Raw genomic sequence first — 16,869 nt, forward strand, 5'->3', positions numbered from 1 at the left:
CTTCGATTGGCGCCACCAGCCTTGCTTCACGGCCCTTGTAGAGCGCCGATCGCCCCCGTTGGTTCATCGCGTCAATGCTTGAACATCACATGGCGCACCACGGTGTAGTCCTCCAATCCGTACATGGACATGTCCTTGCCGTAGCCGGAGTGTTTCTGGCCGCCATGGGGCATTTCGCTCACCAGCATGAAGTGGGTATTCACCCAGGTACAGCCGTATTGCAAGCGGGCACTGAGCCGATGGGCCCGGCCCAGATCCTGGGTCCAGACCGATGAAGCCAGGCCGTAGTCCGAATCGTTGGCCCAGTCGAGTACCTGGGCTTCGTCACTGAAAGGCGTCACGGTAACCACCGGGCCGAACACCTCCCGCCGGAGGATCTCATCGTCCTGTTGCACATCGGCCAGCACTGTCGGTTCGAAGAAGAAACCGTCTCCTTCCACGGCCTTGCCGCCCGTGACCAGACGAATGTGCGGCTCAGCTACCGCGCGGCTGACGAAGCCTGCCACACGGTCGCGCTGCTGCGCGCTGATCAGCGGGCCCAGCTCGGTGCCCTCGGCTTCCTGCAACCCGTGACGGAGGCTGCCGACCGCCGCGCCCAGTTTTTCGACGAAGCGCTCATAGATGCCCTGCTGGGCATAGATCCGGCAGGCTGCCGTGCAGTCTTGCCCGGCATTGTAGAAACCGAAGGTGCGAATGCCCTCCACGGCGGCATCCAGGTCGGCATCGTCGAAGATCAGCACAGGCGCCTTGCCGCCCAGCTCCATGTGCATGCGCTTCACCTGGGCTGCCGTGCTGGCGATGATTTGCGAGCCGGTGGCGATAGAGCCGGTCAGGGACACCATGCGCACCTTGGGGTGTTCAACCAGAGGCGCTCCCACATTGGCTCCGCGCCCAAAGAGAACATTCAGTACACCCGCCGGAAAAATGCCTGTCGCCAGTTCGGCCAGCTTCAAGGCGGTAAGCGGCGTAAGCTCGGACGGCTTGAGTACCACGGTATTGCCCGCGGCCAAGGCCGGGGCGATTTTCCACGCCACCATCATCAGCGGGTAGTTCCAGGGCGCGATGGAGGCGATTACACCCACCGGGTCGCGCCGGATCATCGAGGTATGGCCCGGCAGATATTCACCGGCGGCCGAACCATTGAGGCAACGCGCCGCGCCAGCGAAGAAGCGGAAGACGTCCGCGATGGCCGGCAGCTCATCATTGCGCGCCGCGCTCAGAGGCTTGCCGCAGTTGGCGGATTCCAGGCCGGCCAGCTCATCGGCATGGGCGTCGATGGCGTCGGCGAGCTTGAGCAAGGCCAGGGCGCGATCCTTCGGTGGGGTCTGCGACCAGCCGTCGAAGGCGGCATCGGCGGCGCGTACCGCGGCATCCACCTGGGCTTCGCTGGCCTCGGGAATCTCGACCAGCACCTGTCCCCGGGCCGGGTCCAGCACCGGCTGGACGCTACCTTCACCAGCTACCAACTGGCCATTGATCAACAGTAGGGTTTGCATCGTGCGAGCCTCCAGGTCATTTGCCGGCGCCGGCGACCGATTCGCCGCCGCGTGTCAGGTAATAGGCGCCCAGGATGGGCAGCATGGTCACCAGCATCACCAGCATGGCCACCACGTTGGTGACGGGAACATCCCGCGGCCGCGCCAGCTGGTTGAGCAGCCAGATGGGCAGGGTGCGTTCGTTGCCGGCGGTGAAGGTGGTGACGATGATTTCATCGAAGGATAGGGCGAAAGCCAGCATTCCCCCGGCGAGCAGGGCCGAGCCCAGGTTCGGCAGGATGATGTAGCGGAAGGTCTGCCAGCCATCGGCGCCCAGGTCCATGGAAGCTTCGATCAGGCTATGGGGCGTGCGCCTGAGCCGGGCGATGACGTTGTTGTAGACGATCACCACGCAGAAGGTGGCATGGCCGACCACGATGGTGAACAGCCCAGGCTCGATGCCGAGGGTCTTGAAGGCCGACAGCAAGGCGATACCCGTGACGATGCCCGGCAGGGCGATGGGCAGGATCAGCATCAGCGACACGGCGTCCTTGCCGAAGAACGTTCGACGGTAGAGCGCCGCCGCGGCCAGGGTGCCCAGCACAAGGGCCAGCGCCGTGGCCAGGCAGGCCACCTGTAGCGACAGCTTGATCGCCAGGACTACGTCCTCCCGGGCGAAGGCAGCGCTGAACCATTTAAGGGTCCAGCCCCGGGGCGGGAAGCTGAAGGCGGCATCCTCGGTGTTGAACGCGTACAGGAAAATCACCAGGATCGGCACATGCAGGAAAGCCAACCCGCTCCAGGCCGCGATACGCAGCCCGATGGACGCTTTTTCAGAGTGCATCGAAGGCCCCCAGGCGACGGACGATGGTCAGGTAGAACGCAATGAGCACGATAGGCACCAGGGTGAAGGCGGCGGCCATGGGCAAGTTGCCGATGGCCCCCTGCTGGGCGTACACCATGCTCCCTATGAAATACCCTGGCGGGCCGATCAACTGCGGCACGATGAAATCGCCCAGGGTGAGGGAAAAGGTAAAGATCGAGCCCGCCGCGATACCCGGTACCGCCAAGGGCAACACCACCTGCATGAAGGTCTGCCGTGGCGTGGCGCCAAGGTCGGCCGAAGCTTGCAGCAGCGACGGCGGCAGGCGCTCCAGGGCCGCCTGGATCGGCAGAATCATGAATGGCAGCCAGATATAGACGAACACCAGGAAGCGGCCCAGATGCGAGGTGGATAGGGTGCTGCCGCCGATGCCGGGTACGTTCAGCAGCCAGCCCAGCAGGCCGCCCAGCCCCAGGTGATCGACGAACCACTGGAGCACGCCCCCCTTGGCCAGCAGCAGCGTCCAGGCGTAGGCCTTGACGATGTAGCTCGCCCACATGGGCAGCATCACCGCGATGTAGAAAAAGGCTTTGACACGGCCTTGGGTGTAGCGGGCCATGTACCAGGCGATGGGAAACGCGATGACTGCGCTGGCGACCGACACGGCCAGGGCCATGGTCAGGGTGCGCAGGATGATGTCTAGGTTGGCCGGCACGAAGAGCGCGCCGAGGTTGGCCCAGGTCAGGTCCGCGGTCACCGTCATGCTGAAATCGTCGAAGGTGTAGAACCCTTGCCAGAGCAGGTTCAGCAGTGCCCCCAGGTAGATGACCCCGAACCAGAGCAGCGGCGGCACCAGCAACAGCGCCAGGTAGAGGTTGGGCCGCCGGTAAAGCAGGTCGGCCAACCGGCGCAGGGTGCGTCTGCGCGGAGCAGGTGCGGGTGACTCCAGTGCCACGGCCATGTCAGCGCGCCTCGTCCAGCAGCGGCACCATGGCCGCCCGGGGCCAATGCAGGGTCAACCGCTGGCCGGGCTGGGGCGCATTGCCATCGAACTGCCAGTTCTGGTTGGCCTGGCTGACATTCAGAGGCTGACCATTGCCCAGGCGCACTTCGTAGCGGGTGCTACTGCCCTGGTAGTGCACGTCCTGCACGGTGGCATCCACGCGTACATGGTCGACATGATCCGGCAGGCCCAGGCGTATGTGTTCCGGACGAATCGAAAAGGCGCCCGGAACGCCGCGCAAGGTATTGGCCAGCTCTCCGCGCAGAACATTGGAGGTGCCCACGAACTCGGCCACGAAGACAGTGGCCGGTTTGCTGTAGAGGTTGCGCGGGCTGTCGCATTGTTCGATGCGGCCTTTGTTGAACACGGCCACTCGATCGCTCATGGACAAGGCTTCGGTCTGGTCGTGGGTCACGAACACGAAGGTGATGCCCAGTTGCCGCTGCAGCTTTTTGAGTTCGCCCTGCATCTGTTCGCGAAGCTTGAGGTCCAGCGCCCCCAGGGGCTCATCCAGCAGCAGCACACGCGGGCGGTTCACCAGCGCGCGGGCAAGGGCCACTCGCTGGCGTTGGCCGCCAGACAACTGCGCCGGCTTGCGCTCGCCGAAACCGGCCAGGGCAACCATGGCCAAGGCGTCCTCGGCGCGGGACAGGCGTTCAGCCTTGCCGACACCCTTGACCTTGAGGCCATAGGCCACGTTGTCGCGCACGCTCATATGGGGGAACAGAGCATAGTCCTGGAAAACCGTATTGACATCACGGCGATAAGGGGGCAGCCCGGCAGCTTCTATGCCATGGATGCGGATGGACCCGGCGCTGGGCTGCTCGAACCCGGCGATCAACCTCAGGCAGGTGGTCTTGCCGGAGCCTGAGGGCCCGAGCATGGAGAAGAACTCTCCGTCCCGGATGTCGATGGACACCCGGTCTACAGCCTTGACCTCGCCGAACTGGCGAGATACGTCAGTAAATTGCACCGCAGCGGTCATAATGATTGCCCTTTGCCGAGAGGAACGCGGGCATGGCGCGCCCGCGTGCTTGCCAGGAGGTTGCAGTAGGAGCCAGCGAAGCTGGCGATCCGGCCAGCCTTCGCCCATTGGCCAGCATCGCTGGCGCCAACTGACTGCTAGCGGCCGCCCATGATCGCGATGTAGTCCTGGGTCCAGCGGCTGTAGGGCACGAACTTCCCGCCCTCGGCCTGGGGGGTCTTCCAGAAGGCGATCTTGTCGAAGAGGTCGTAGCCGTTGGTGGCGCAGCCCTCGGCACCGAGCAGCTCACTGGCCTTGCAGGCCTGGGGCACGGCTGGCAGCGAGCCGAACCAGGCCGCCACGTCGCCCTGGACTTTCGGCTGCAGTGACCAGTCCATCCACTTGTAGGCGCAGTTGGGATGCTTGGCTTCGGCATGGAGCATGGTGGTATCCGCCCAGCCGGTAGCTCCTTCCTTAGGCACCGTGGAGGCCACGGGTTGGTTGTCTGCCTTCAGGCCATTGACCATGTAGCCCCAGGAACTGGTGGCAACCACGCCCTCATTCTTCACATCGCTCATCTGTACCGTGGCGTCGTGCCAATAGCGGTGAATGAGAGGTTTCTGCTGGCGCAGCAAGTCCAGCACGGCCTTGTACTGAGCTTCAGTCAGCTGGTAGGGGTCCTGGATGCCCAGCTCCGGCCTGGCGCTTTTCAGGTACAAGGCTGCATCGGCGATATAGATGGGCCCGTCATAGGCCTGCACGCGGCCTTTGTTCGGCTTGCCATCGGGCAAGCCCTGGGGCTCGAACACCACGCTCCAGCTGGTGGGCGCGGTCTTGAACACCTGCGTGTTGTACATCAGTACGTTGGGCCCCCACTGGTAAGGCGTGCCGTATACCTGTTGGTTCACCACGAACCATGGCCCGTCAGCCAGGCGAGGGTCCAGGTTCTTCCAATGGGGGATCAGCGCCGTATTGATGGCCTGAACCCGCTTGCCCGCGATCAGGCGCAGGGAAGCATCACCCGACGCGGTGACCAGGTCGTACCCACCCTTGGCCATGAGGCTGACCATTTCATCCGAGGTTGCCGCGGTCTTGACCTCGACCTTGCAACCGGTTTCCTTCTCGAAGCCGGTGACCCAATCATAGTTCTTGTCGCTTTCGCCGCGCTCGATATAACCGGGCCAGGCGATGATATCCAGGTGGCCTTCACCGGCGCCAAGAGCCTTGGGAAGTTCGGCGGCCTGGACGCTGACGCTGGCGAGCAGGGCCGTGGTGATTGCGCTGAGCAAGGTGGTCGTGGACGCGGACATGGATTTCCCTCTTTTTCAAATTATCGTCGGGGCAGCGGTGAGCCAAGGACAGCTTCGCATTCGTTATTGTTGTGGGGCTGGCGCCTCAGCCCAGCACTTCCCGGTGGCGCGCCATGATGTGGCGTACCACGCTGTAGTCCTGCAGCGAATCGCTGGACAGGTCCTTGCCATAGCCAGAGCGTTTCAGGCCGCCATGGGGCATTTCGCTGGCAAGCATGAAATGGCTGTTGATCCAGGTGCAGCCATACTCCAGCCGGGAAGCGAACTGCATGGCCTTGTCCAGGTCGCGGGTCCAGACCGACGAGGCCAGGCCATATTCGGAGGCGTTGGCCCAGCCCAAGGCTTGCTCAGCGGTATCGAAGCGCGTCACGGTGACCACCGGGCCGAAAACTTCCCGTTGCACGATCTCGTCGGTTTGCCTGCAGCCGGCCAGCAAGGTGGGCTGGTAATAAAAGCCTGGGCCTGAATGGGTGGCCGCCCCTGTGATGCGCTCGATATGCGGTTGGCTCAGGGCGCGCTCCACGAAGCTGGCGACTCGGTCGCGTTGGCGGGCACTGATCAGCGGGCCCAGTTCGTTGTCCTGGTCACGCTTGCTGGCGAAGCGCAAGCTGCCCACCGCCGTGCCCAATTCGGCCACCAGGCGATCGTGGATACCGGCCTGGGCATAGACACGGCAGGCTGCGGTACAGTCCTGGCCGGCGTTGTAATAGCCATAGGTGCGAATGCCTTCCACCACCGCCTCCAGGTCGGCGTCGTCGCAAACGATCACCGGTGCCTTGCCGCCCAGTTCCAGATGGGTACGCTTGAGGGTGCGGGCGGCCGCCTGGAGAATCTTCTGCCCAGTGACGATGTCGCCGGTAAGCGACACCATGCGCACCCGAGGGTCGCTGACCAGTTGCCCACCCACGCCATCGCCGCCACCGCAGACGACGTTCAGCACCCCGGCCGGCAGCAGCTCGGCCAGGTCGGGCAGCAATGCCAATATGCTCAAGGGCGTGTGTTCGGAGGGTTTGAAGACCAGGGTATTACCGGCGGCCAGCGCCGGCGCCAGCTTCCAGGCCGCCATCATCAAGGGGTAGTTCCAGGGCGCGATGGACGCCACCACGCCCACTGGGTCCCGGCGTACCATGCTGGTGTAGCCAGGGACGTATTCGCCCGCCAGCTGTCCCGTCTGACAGCGGACCGCCCCGGCGAAAAATCGGAATACGTCCACGCTGGCGGTCAGGTCATCCTGGCGAGCCAGATGCAAAGGCTTGCCGCAATTGAGGGCCTCGATCCGAGCCAATTGATCGGCCCTGGCTTCGATACGTTCGGCGATGGCCAACAGGCGATTGGCGCGCTGCTGGGGCGTGGTCCTCGACCAGGCTGGGAACGCCCGGCTGGCGGCCGCGATCGCCGCCTGCACCTGAGCGGGGCTGGCTTCGGCCACCTGGGCCAAGGCATTGCCATCGCTGGGGTCCAGGATAGTCTCGGCCATGCCTTCGCCCGCCACCAGTTGGCCGTCGATCAGCAAGGCAGTGCGCAAGGGCTCGAACAGGTCGAAACGGGGCATGGCAAGGCCTCGGCAAAGCGGTTGTCTGGCCCCCAGCCTAGTAGGGCCGGTGCGCTATCGACAAATGCCAAATATCGAAAGCGGCGTTCGATTAAATCGAAGGCTTGCGGGCATGCTGTTCCCGAGCCGTGGTAAGGAAGGGGTCCACTAGGGGTGGCCGTGCGCTGCCCCGGCGCCAGGCCAGGCCCACGTCCAGCGTGCGGGTCAGGTCTACGACGCTGCGGGCCTCGATGATGTCGCCTTCCAGGGACCAGGGCCGGTAGGTCATGTCTGGCTGGATCGCCACGCCCAGGCCGGCGGCGACCAGGCTGCGTACTGCCTCGGTGGAAGCGCTGCGCAGGCTGATGCATGGGCGCAGCCCGGCTTCGTCCCAGATGCGCTGAGCGTTGCGGTCCATCTCGTCGACACGGAGTTCGATCAGGTGCTCGGCGGCCACGTCCGCCAGGGCGATTTCGTCGCGCTCCAGCAGGGGATGGCGCGCCGGCAGCCACAGGCGCTGGGGTGAGTGGGTCAACACCTCGGTTTGCAGGGCATGGCGGTCTTCGAGATTGGAAAGGATCAGCACGGCCACGTCGATCTCGCCGTTGAGCAATAGATGCTCGATATAGGGCCGCTCGTCTTCCATGACCTGCAGATTCACGTTGGGGTAGGCCCGCTGGAACCGTGTCAGCAGATTAGCCAGGTAGTAGCCTGCCACGAGGCTGCTCACCCCAATGGTGAGGGTGCCACTGATCTGGTCGGTGCACTGTTGCAAGCTGCGCTTGGCATTGTCCACGGTGGCCAGGATCAAGTGCGCCTGGCGCAGGAACTGATGCCCCTGGTGGGTCAGGCTCATGCCCTTGGCATGACGATTGAACAGCGAAACGCCGATTTCCTCTTCCAGTTGCTGGATCGCGGCCGTCAGGGTGGACTGGGAGATGAACACCGCCTGAGCGGCCGCGGAGATCGATCCGGTCTCGGCCACTGCGATGAAATGGCGGATCTGGCGCAGCGTCATCATGGCAAGGTATCTACAAAAGAAGAGGGTGCCTTCGTTATATCGAAAAAATCGAACGGGTGACAGGGGTGCGTACTGAGTACGTAGGGGGCGGTTGGCCAGCCGTGACAAGCGCCGCCAGTGGCTCCGCTATCCATATTGTCATCATGAAAGTAGCCGCCTCGCTTACCGGCCGCTGGTCTATACTGCCCGACTTTCGCCTGCCCCCGGCCCGAGGAGTGATTGTGAAGAACTGGACGCTGCGCCAACGCATTCTGGCGAGCTTCGCCGTAGTGATCGCCATCATGTTGGCGATGGTACTGATCACCTTCACCCGCTTGCTGATGATCGAGCAGGAAGCGGCCAGCCTGCGCAGCCAAAGCATTCCGGGTGTGTATTCCGGCTCGATGATGCGCAGCGCCTGGACCGACGGCTACCTTTATACCCAGCAGCTGTTGGGGTTGAGCTATCAGCGCGAACTGGTCAGCGCCGATGAAGAACAGTACAAGGAGTTCTCGGAGCGCTTGGCCAGCCAGATGGCAATATTCCAGAAAACCTTGAACAGCGATGAGGAGCGTGCCGCCTTCACTGAGTTCGCTCGGCTGCGCGACAACTATCAGCAAGCGCTCAAGCGTACCTTGGCGGTCTATCAGCAGCGGCGTTTCACCGAAGCCATGGAATTGTTCGAGCAGGAGCTGACACCCGCCTGGTCGGCGGGCCGAAAGCAACTGAACCTGGTCGTTGACCTGGACCGCCAGGCTGCCGAAGAGGCCAGCGCGGCCATCGAAGGTTCCGTGGTCACCACCCGCCTGGTCATGCTGGCCAGCCTGGTCGTGGCGGTGGCCGCGGCCCTGGCCTGCGGGTTATTGCTGTTGCGCAACATCATGTCGCCCACCACCCGTCTTCTGGAGATCCTCGATGTAATGCGCGGCGGTGACCTGAGCGTGCGCCTGAACCTGGGGCGCCGGGATGAGTTCAACGCCATCGAGACCGGATTCAACGCCATGATGGAGGAGCTCAACGCCCTGGTGTCACAGGCTCAGCGTTCGTCCATCCAGGTCACCACCTCGGTTACGGAGATCGCCGCCACCTCTCGCCAGCAGCAGGCCACGGCCACGGAAACCGCGGCCACGACCAGCGAAATCGGCGCAACTTCTCGAGAAATCGCCGCGACCTCTCGCGATCTGGTACGCACCATGGGCGAGGTGACCGGCGCCGCCGACCAGGCCTCGCTGCTGGCGGACAATGGGCAGCAGGGGCTGGCGCGCATGGCCGATACCATGCAACACGTCATGGGCGCGGCGGAGCTGGTCAACGCCAAGCTGGCGACGCTCAATGAGAAAGCGAGCAACATCAACCAGGTGGTGGTCACCATCGTCAAGGTAGCCGACCAGACCAACCTGTTGTCCCTCAACGCTGCGATCGAGGCTGAAAAGGCCGGCGAGTACGGCAGGGGCTTCGCCGTGGTGGCCACTGAAGTGCGTCGCCTGGCCGACCAGACCGCCGTGGCCACCTATGATATCGAACAGATGGTGCGCGAGATTCAATCCGCGGTATCGGCAGGGGTCATGGGCATGGACAAGTTTTCCGAAGAAGTACGCCGCGGCATGCTGGAAGTGCATCAGGTCGGTGAGCAGTTGAATCAGATCATTCATCAGGTCCAGGCCCTGGCGCCGCGCGTGCTGATGGTCAATGAGGGGATGCAGGCCCAGGCCACTGGTGCCGAGCAGATCAACCACGCCTTGAGCCAGCTCAGCGACGCCAGCAGCCAGACGGTGGACTCGCTGCGCCAGGCCAGCGCCGCCATCGACGAGCTCAGCCAGGTCGCCGCCGGGTTGCGTGGCGGTGTGTCGCGCTTCAAGGTCTGATGAGCAGTCCGCGCACGCCGGTGGCGCCAGCCGTGACCACCACCCTGCTTTTCTTGCTGTTCAGCCTCGGCGAGCAGCGCTTTGCCTTGCCTGCGCGGGAAGTGGTCGAGGTACTGCCACTGCTGCCGCTCAAGCCGATCCCACGGGCACCAGGCTGGGTGGCGGGCGTATTTTCCTATCGCGGCCAGGTCGTGCCGGTGATCGACCTTTGCCACCTGGCCCTTGGCAGTCCCGCTCGGCAGCGCACCAGTACCCGGGTGGTATTGGTCAATTACCCCGGCAATCACTGCTTGGGCCTGGTGCTCGAACAGGCCAGCCAAACCCTTCGTTGTGACCTCACCGAATTCAAGCCGTACGGGCTGCTGAGCCCTGACGCGCCCTACCTGGGCCCCATCCGTGAGGATGCCCAGGGCTTGCTGCAGCGCATCAGCGTCGAGGACTTGCTCGATGAGCGCGCCCGGACGCTGTTGTTCGCGCCCGAGAACGCGGCTTTGCTGGGGGGCGCATCCAAGTGAGCCTCGACCCACGCTTCTTCGCCTTTCTTCACCAGCGTATCGGGCTGGACGCCGCCTCGGTGGGCCCGGCGATGATCGAGCGCGCGGTGCGTCACCGCCAGGACAAGGTCGGCGCGCCCAGCCTCGAGGCCTACTGGACCTTGCTCAACCTCAACAAGGAAGAAGAGCAGGCGCTGATCGAAGCGGTGATCGTGCCGGAAACCTGGTTCATGCGCTATCCGGAATCCTTCGCGGCCCTGGGCCGCCTGGCGCGAGCGCGGTGGCACGAACAACCCGGCCAGCCGCTACGTCTGCTCAGCCTGCCGTGCTCCACGGGGGAAGAACCCTATTCCATGGTCATGGCGTTGTTCGACGCCGGCCTGCCCGGCGAGGCCTTTATCGTCGATGGCCTGGACATCAGCCCGGCCTCGCTGGAGAAGGCCCGGCGGGCCTGCTATGGGCGCAATTCCTTCCGAGGCGAGTACAGGGCCTACCAGGCCCGGTATTTCACCCAGGACCCGGAAGGGCACAGGTTGCGGCCGAGTATCACTGGGCAGGTTCGCTTGCGCCACGGCAACGTGCTCGACCCGACGCTGGCCAGTGAAACGCCCTATGATTTCGTCTTCTGCCGCAATCTGCTTATCTACTTCGATGTGCCTACACAACTGGAAGTGGTAGCCGTCCTCAAATCGCTGACACGGCCCGATGGCGTGTTGTTCATTGGCCCGGCCGAAGGCAGCCTCCTGGCCTCCAATGGCATGCGCCCCCTTGGCATTGCCCAGGCCTTTGCCTTTGTCCGGCAAACCGAGCCAAGTCCCGCCCTGGCCGGGCTCAGCAAGCCTTTACCGCTGGCCTCGGTGTCCATGGCGCCCGCCAGGCCCTTGCGGCAGCAGTTCTTGCCAGCCAAGGGCGCGCAGCCCAAGGCTTTCGACCTTTCCGTATCACGCTCGGCTTCATCGGCAAGGGTAACCGCGCGGCAGGATTCCCGTTCCGTCGCGCCAGTGGAAGCGGGCGGCTCCGACGCAGCCACGCTTCTCGCACAGATCGCCGCCCTGGCCAACGCAGGCCAGAGCGCCGACGCCCGGCTGGCTTGCGAGCGTTACCTGAAGCAGCATCCGCCTCAAGCCCAGGTGTATTACTGGTTAGGCTTGCTCTGTGACGCCGCCGGCAATGCCCTGGAAGCACAGGGTTATTATCGCAAGGCACTGTACCTGCAACCGCAGCATGCCGAAACGCTGACGCAACTGGCCATGCTGCTGGCGGCGGCAGGGGACCTGGAAAGCGCTCGACGCCTGCAGGCCCGTGCCGCCCGTGCCATGAAGGAGCCTAGGGCATGACCGAGCAACCGGGGCGCGAGGCCGCCGATGATCGCGCGCTCATCCTCGATGCCTGTTGGAAGACCATCGGGGTACGTGGCGACCACTCCTGCCCGCGCCTGGTCGAATATGTGCGCTGCCTGAATTGCCCGGTATTCGCCGAGGCCGCCAGCACGCTGCTGGACTACTACACCCTGCGTCGTGAGCCCGGGGAACTGACCTATCCGCCGGCGCCACCGGTGCTGCCTTCGCGTTCTCTGGTGGTGTTTCGCCTGGGGGAAGAATGGCTCGCCCTGGCCACCCGCTGCCTGGTGGAGATAGCGCCTCAGCAGCCTGTGCATTCATTGCCCCATCAGCGTTCGCGTGCCTTGCTGGGCGTGTGCAACGTCCGTGGCGCCCTGGTGCCTTGCATCGCCCTGCAAGCCCTGCTCGGGATAGGCCCCGGCGTCGCGCCGGCCGGCACTGGGCGCGTGTCGCCGCGGCTGTTGATCCTGGCCGTGCCGGGTGGCTCGGTGGTCGCGCCGGTGGATGAGGTCGCGGGCATCCAGCGCTTCGAGGAGCGACTGATCCAGGCCAGCGCCCTTCTGGACAAGGCAAGGTTCACCGCGGCCGTGCTCCGAGAGGAAACACGCACCCTGCGGGTACTGGAAGAATCGGCGCTACTGGCAGCCATCGCCGGGAGTCTGACATGACCCCTGAACAGATGCGCGATGCATCGCTGATGGAGCTTTTTGCCCTGGAGGCCGAGGCCCAGACAGCGGTGCTCAGCGCAGGGCTGCTGGCCCTGGAGCGCAACCCCGGCGATCCGGCTCAGCTGGAAGCCTGCATGCGCGCGGCCCACTCTTTGAAGGGCGCCGCGCGCATCGTAGGCGTCGATGCCGGTGTGCAGGTAGCCCATGTGATGGAGGATTGCCTGGTGGCGGCCCAGGCCGGTGATCTGCGCCTCGGGCCGGAGCATATCGATGCCCTGCTGCAGGGCACTGACCTGCTGCTGCGCATCGGCATGCCACACAAGGCCCCGGCGGCGGAAGACATCAGCGCCTTCCTGGGGCAGATCAAGGCCGCGGTAGAAGGCGCTCCTGCCGCGCTTGCATCGCCGCTCGAGGCGCCAGTGGTCGGTCCCGAGCCAGCGCCCATGCTGCAGCCGAGCCTGACGCCCGCGCTCGTGGACGAGCCCAGCGGCGAGCCGACCGGTGCCCGACGCAGCGGGGAGGGCGAACGGGTGCTCCGGGTCACCGCTGAACGCCTCAACGCACTGCTGGACCTGGCCAGCAAGGCGATGGTCGAGACCCAGCGTCTGAAGCCCTACCTGGCCAGCCTGCAGCGGCTCAAGCGCATGCAGGCCCAGGGGCTGCGGGCGCTGGATGAATTGCAGCAGCGGCTCGACGCGCAACTGCCGGTGGAGGACGTGCGTCAGGCGCTGGCCCAGGCCAAGACGCTGCTTGGCGATACCCAGCAGATCCTTCTGGGCCAGGTGGCCGAACTGGATGACTACGGCTGGGAGGCCGGGCAGCGGGCCCAGCAGCTCTACGATACGGCCTTGGCCTGCCGCATGCGGCCTTTCGCCGACGTGCTTGGCGGCCAGGCGCGCATGGTCCGCGACCTGGGTCGCAGCCTGGGCAAACAGGTACGCCTGGAAGTCGAGGGCGAAAAGACTCAGGTGGACCGCGACGTCCTCGAGCGCCTGGAAGGGCCCCTCATGCATTTGCTGCGCAACGCTGTCGACCATGGCATCGAGTAGCCTGGGCAGCGCCTGATGGCCGGCAAGGCGGCCGAAGGCTGCATTCGCCTGCGTGCCTCCCACCGCGCCGGGCAATTGGTGCTGGAGCTCAGTGACGACGGCGCCGGGGTGGACCTGTCCCGGCTGCGACAGAGCGTGGCGCAGCGCGGATTGTCGAGCGCCGACACCGTGGCACGCCTGAGCGAGCAAGAGCTGTTGGCGTTTCTCTTCTTGCCGGCCTTCAGCCTGCGCGACACAGTGACCGAGGTATCCGGCCGGGGCGTTGGGCTGGACGCGGTACAGCATATGGTTCGCGAACTGCGCGGCACTATCGAATTGACTCAGCGCACCGGCGAAGGCTGCCGCTTCCTGTTGGAAGTGCCCTTGACTCTGTCCGTGGTGCGCAGTCTGGTGGTCGAGGTGGGCGGTGAGGCCTATGCCTTTCCGCTCGCGCACATCGAGTACAGCCTTGACCTGGCCCTCACGGACATCCTGCAGATCGAGGGGCGCCAGCATTTCTTCCAGCATGGCCGGCAGGTCGGGCTGGTCGCCGCCAGCCAGCTGTTGCAACGGCCCTCCGGCGCGCCAAGCAACGCGAGCGTGCGCGTCGTGGTGGTGCGCGAGCGCGATGCGCTCTATGGCATCGCGGTCGACCGCTTCATCGGCGAGCGGGTACTGGCGGTGCTGCCGCTGGATACGCGCCTGGGCAAGGTGCAGGACATTTCCGCCGGCGCGCTGCTCGACGACGGCTCGGTAGTGCTGATCGTCGACGTGGAAGACATGACACGGTCTGTGGAAAAGCTTTTGAGCAGCGGCCGGCTGGAGCGTATCGATCGTTCGGCTGGCGCCGCCTCGAAGCCGGCCGGCAAGCGCGTCCTGGTGGTGGATGACTCGCTCACGGTACGCGAATTGCAGCGCAAGCTGTTGCGGGCGGCAGGCTACGAAGTGGCCGTTGCGGTGGACGGAATGGACGGCTGGAACGCACTGCGCGCCGAGGCCTTCGACCTGCTGATCACAGACATCGACATGCCTCGCATGGACGGCATCGAACTGGTGACCCTGCTGCGGCGAGACGCCCGCTTGCAAGGCCTGCCAGTGATGGTGGTGTCCTATAAGGACCGCGAAGAAGACCGCCGGCGCGGCCTGGATGCCGGGGCCGACTACTATCTAGCCAAGGCCAGTTTCCATGACGACGCCTTGTTGCAGGCCGTGGCCGAGTTGATCGGAGGAGCCAGGGAGTGAAGGTTGCGATCGTGAATGATCTGCCCATGGCAGTGGAAGCCTTGCGCCGCGCCCTGGCCTTCGAGCCGGCCCACGAGGTGATCTGGATTGCCACCGATGGAGCCGAGGCAGTGCGCTTGTGCGCCGAGCAGCGTCCGGACGTGCTGCTCATGGACCTGGTGATGCCGAACATGGACGGAGTGGAGGCTACCCGGCGGATCATGGCGGACACGCCCTGCGCCATCCTGCTGGTGACCGTGGATCGTGAGCGCAATGTGCACAAGGTGTTCGAAGCCATGGGCCATGGCGCTTTGGACGTGGTGGATACCCCCGCCCTGGGCCTGGGCGATGGTCGGGAGGCTGCCGCGCCCCTGCTGCGCAAGATCACCAATATCGGCTGGCTGGTGGGCGAGCGCGGTACGCCCGCCAGGCCCCGGCTGGCGGTGCAGCGCAACGGTGCGGGGCCCCTGGGGCTGGTGGCCATCGGGGCCTCGGCCGGTGGGCCGGCGGCCTTGGAAACCCTGCTCAAGGGGCTCCCGGCCAGTTTTCCCGCCGCGCTGGTGCTGGTCCAGCATGTGGATGAAGTGTTCGCCGCCGGCATGGCCAGCTGGCTGGCCACGGCTACGGGCCGTCCGGTGCGCCTGGCCCGTGAGGGGGACTGCCTGCGGCCGGGCGACGTCCTGCTGGCAGGCACCAACAATCATCTGCGGCTGGGTTCGGATGGGAGCTTGAACTACACCCCGGATCCGGTGAATGAGATCTACCGCCCCTCGATCAACGTTTTCTTCGAAAGCGTGGCCGAGCACTGGCGCGGGCAGGCCGTCGGCGTGCTGCTGACCGGCATGGGGCGGGACGGTGCCCAAGGCTTGAAACGGATGCGCGAACAGGGGCACCTCACCATCGCCCAGGATCAACAAAGCTGTGCCGTGTTCGGTATGCCCAAGGCAGCCGTGGCGTTGAACGCGGCCATTCAGGTGCTCTCCCTGGAGCAGATCGCTCCTCGGCTTGTAGAGATGTTCATTCAATGAATTGGTACGTCCGGCCGAGCCGGCATACCAGCGGTACTCAGGTGACAACCCAATGATTGATCTACAACTGGACCAATTCAAATCCGCGCCTGAAAACCAGGCCATGGTGCTCTTGGTGGATGACCAGGCCATGATCGGCGAAGCCATCCGGCGGAGCCTGGCTACGGAAATGAACATCGATTTCCACTTCTGTGCCGACCCCCACCAGGCCATCGCCAATGCCGTACGCATCCGCCCCACGGTCATTCTCCAGGACCTGGTGATGCCTGGGCTGGACGGGCTGACCCTGGTACGCGAATACCGCAATCATCCCTCTACCCGTGACATTCCGATCATCGTGCTGTCCACCAAGGAAGACGCGGTGGTCAAGAGCGCCGCCTTCGCCGCCGGGGCCAACGATTACCTGGTCAAGTTGCCGGATACCATCGAGCTGGTGGCCCGGATTCGCTACCACTCCCGGTCATACCTGACGCTGCTGCAGCGCGACGAGGCCTACCGGGCCTTGCGGGTAAGCCAGCAACAGTTGCTGGATACCAACCTGGTATTGCAGCGCCTGATGAATTCCGATGGCCTCACCGGCCTGTCCAACCGCCGCCATTTCGACGAATACCTTGAACTGGAATGGCGCCGGGCCATGCGTGACCAGACCCAGCTTTCGTTGCTGATGATCGATGTGGATTACTTCAAGTCCTACAACGACAGTTTTGGGCATCTGGAGGGCGACGAGGCACTGCGCAGGGTAGCGGATGCCATCCGTGATTGCTCCAGCCGCTCCAGTGACCTGCCGGCGCGCTACGGCGGCGAAGAGTTTGCCCTGGTATTGCCGAGCACTTCCCCGGGCGGTGCCCGGCTGGTGGCCGAGAAACTGCGCCAGAGCATCTCCGCCCTGGGCATCTGGCACAACGCGCCGGAACCTGCCTCGCCGCTGACCGTGAGCATCGGCCTGGCGACCATGACACCGGTGCCCGGAACCCAGTGCCGGCTGCTGATCCAGGCGGCTGACAAAGGCCTCTACATGGCCAAGCACAGCGGACGCAACCAGGTGATCGTGGTCGAATGAGGCAGTGACCGCACGCCAGGGCGGCCATGCTATACTCCCGGGCTTTTGACGTGAGTGCG

General features: G+C 64.7%; 13 protein-coding genes and 1 pseudogene. 7 read left to right on the top strand and 7 right to left on the bottom strand.

The features are described from left to right. Positions 1-71: 71 nt before the first annotated feature. The 7 genes from ACP691_RS02795 to ACP691_RS02825 form a co-directional block, all read right to left on the bottom strand. Entirely contained in the window at positions 72-1,496 is a 1,425-nt protein-coding gene (locus ACP691_RS02795) for a gamma-aminobutyraldehyde dehydrogenase (protein WP_426149965.1), read from the bottom strand. A gap of 16 nt (positions 1,497-1,512) precedes the next feature. Continuing rightward, on the bottom strand, positions 1,513-2,319 hold the full coding sequence (locus ACP691_RS02800; protein ID WP_426149966.1) for an ABC transporter permease: 807 nt from the start codon (positions 2,317-2,319) through the stop codon (positions 1,513-1,515). Continuing rightward, positions 2,309-3,259, bottom strand: coding sequence for an ABC transporter permease (locus ACP691_RS02805; protein WP_426149967.1), 951 nt, complete (start codon positions 3,257-3,259; stop codon positions 2,309-2,311). The genes ACP691_RS02800 and ACP691_RS02805 overlap by 11 nt, the downstream gene beginning before the upstream one ends. A 1-nt stretch (position 3,260) precedes the next feature. Continuing rightward, on the bottom strand, positions 3,261-4,286 hold the full coding sequence (locus ACP691_RS02810) for an ABC transporter ATP-binding protein (RefSeq protein WP_426149968.1): 1,026 nt from the start codon (positions 4,284-4,286) through the stop codon (positions 3,261-3,263). A gap of 137 nt (positions 4,287-4,423) precedes the next feature. Continuing rightward, on the bottom strand, positions 4,424-5,575 hold the full coding sequence (gene ydcS, locus ACP691_RS02815) for a putative ABC transporter substrate-binding protein YdcS (RefSeq protein WP_426149969.1): 1,152 nt from the start codon (positions 5,573-5,575) through the stop codon (positions 4,424-4,426). A gap of 85 nt (positions 5,576-5,660) precedes the next feature. Beyond that, a complete protein-coding gene (locus tag ACP691_RS02820) occupies positions 5,661-7,127 on the bottom strand; it encodes a gamma-aminobutyraldehyde dehydrogenase (protein ID WP_426149970.1) in 1,467 nt (488 codons plus the stop codon). Positions 7,128-7,218: 91 nt separating this feature from the next. Then, positions 7,219-8,127 carry a LysR substrate-binding domain-containing protein gene (locus ACP691_RS02825; protein ID WP_426149971.1) on the bottom strand — a complete coding sequence of 303 codons (909 nt, stop codon included), beginning with the start codon at positions 8,125-8,127 and terminating at the stop codon, positions 7,219-7,221. Between the two features lie 221 nt (positions 8,128-8,348). Here ACP691_RS02825 and ACP691_RS02830 point away from each other — a divergent pair, with 221 nt between their 5' ends. From ACP691_RS02830 to ACP691_RS02860, 7 genes and pseudogenes are all read left to right on the top strand, one after another. Beyond that, entirely contained in the window at positions 8,349-9,971 is a 1,623-nt protein-coding gene (locus ACP691_RS02830) for a methyl-accepting chemotaxis protein (RefSeq protein ID WP_426149972.1), read from the top strand. Beyond that, positions 9,971-10,486 carry a chemotaxis protein CheW gene (locus ACP691_RS02835; protein ID WP_426149973.1) on the top strand — a complete coding sequence of 172 codons (516 nt, stop codon included), beginning with the start codon at positions 9,971-9,973 and terminating at the stop codon, positions 10,484-10,486. The genes ACP691_RS02830 and ACP691_RS02835 overlap by 1 nt, the downstream gene beginning before the upstream one ends. Beyond that, positions 10,483-11,802 (top strand): CheR family methyltransferase, encoded by a 1,320-nt coding sequence (locus ACP691_RS02840; RefSeq protein WP_426149974.1) that lies wholly within the window; start codon positions 10,483-10,485, stop codon positions 11,800-11,802. Before ACP691_RS02835 ends, ACP691_RS02840 begins: the two co-directional genes overlap by 4 nt. Continuing rightward, the gene (locus ACP691_RS02845) at positions 11,799-12,473 is read left to right on the top strand and encodes a chemotaxis protein CheW (protein ID WP_426149975.1); all 675 of its coding nucleotides are present in this window, start codon (positions 11,799-11,801) and stop codon (positions 12,471-12,473) included. Before ACP691_RS02840 ends, ACP691_RS02845 begins: the two co-directional genes overlap by 4 nt. Continuing rightward, positions 12,470-14,743, top strand: a pseudogene (locus ACP691_RS02850) (hybrid sensor histidine kinase/response regulator). The gene ACP691_RS02845 and the pseudogene ACP691_RS02850 overlap by 4 nt, the downstream one beginning before the upstream one ends. Further along, positions 14,740-15,750 carry a chemotaxis response regulator protein-glutamate methylesterase gene (locus ACP691_RS02855; RefSeq protein ID WP_426149976.1) on the top strand — a complete coding sequence of 337 codons (1,011 nt, stop codon included), beginning with the start codon at positions 14,740-14,742 and terminating at the stop codon, positions 15,748-15,750. Before ACP691_RS02850 ends, ACP691_RS02855 begins: the two are co-directional and overlap by 4 nt. 52 nt (positions 15,751-15,802) lie before the next feature. Further along, a complete protein-coding gene (locus ACP691_RS02860; protein ID WP_426149977.1) occupies positions 15,803-16,810 on the top strand; it encodes a diguanylate cyclase in 1,008 nt (335 codons plus the stop codon). The last annotated feature ends 59 nt before the right edge of the window (positions 16,811-16,869 follow it).

Origin of the sequence: Pseudomonas sp. DC3200b2, from assembly GCF_049895785.1 — a bacterium.
GTDB classification, from domain to species: Bacteria; Pseudomonadota; Gammaproteobacteria; order Pseudomonadales; family Pseudomonadaceae; genus Aquipseudomonas; species Aquipseudomonas massiliensis.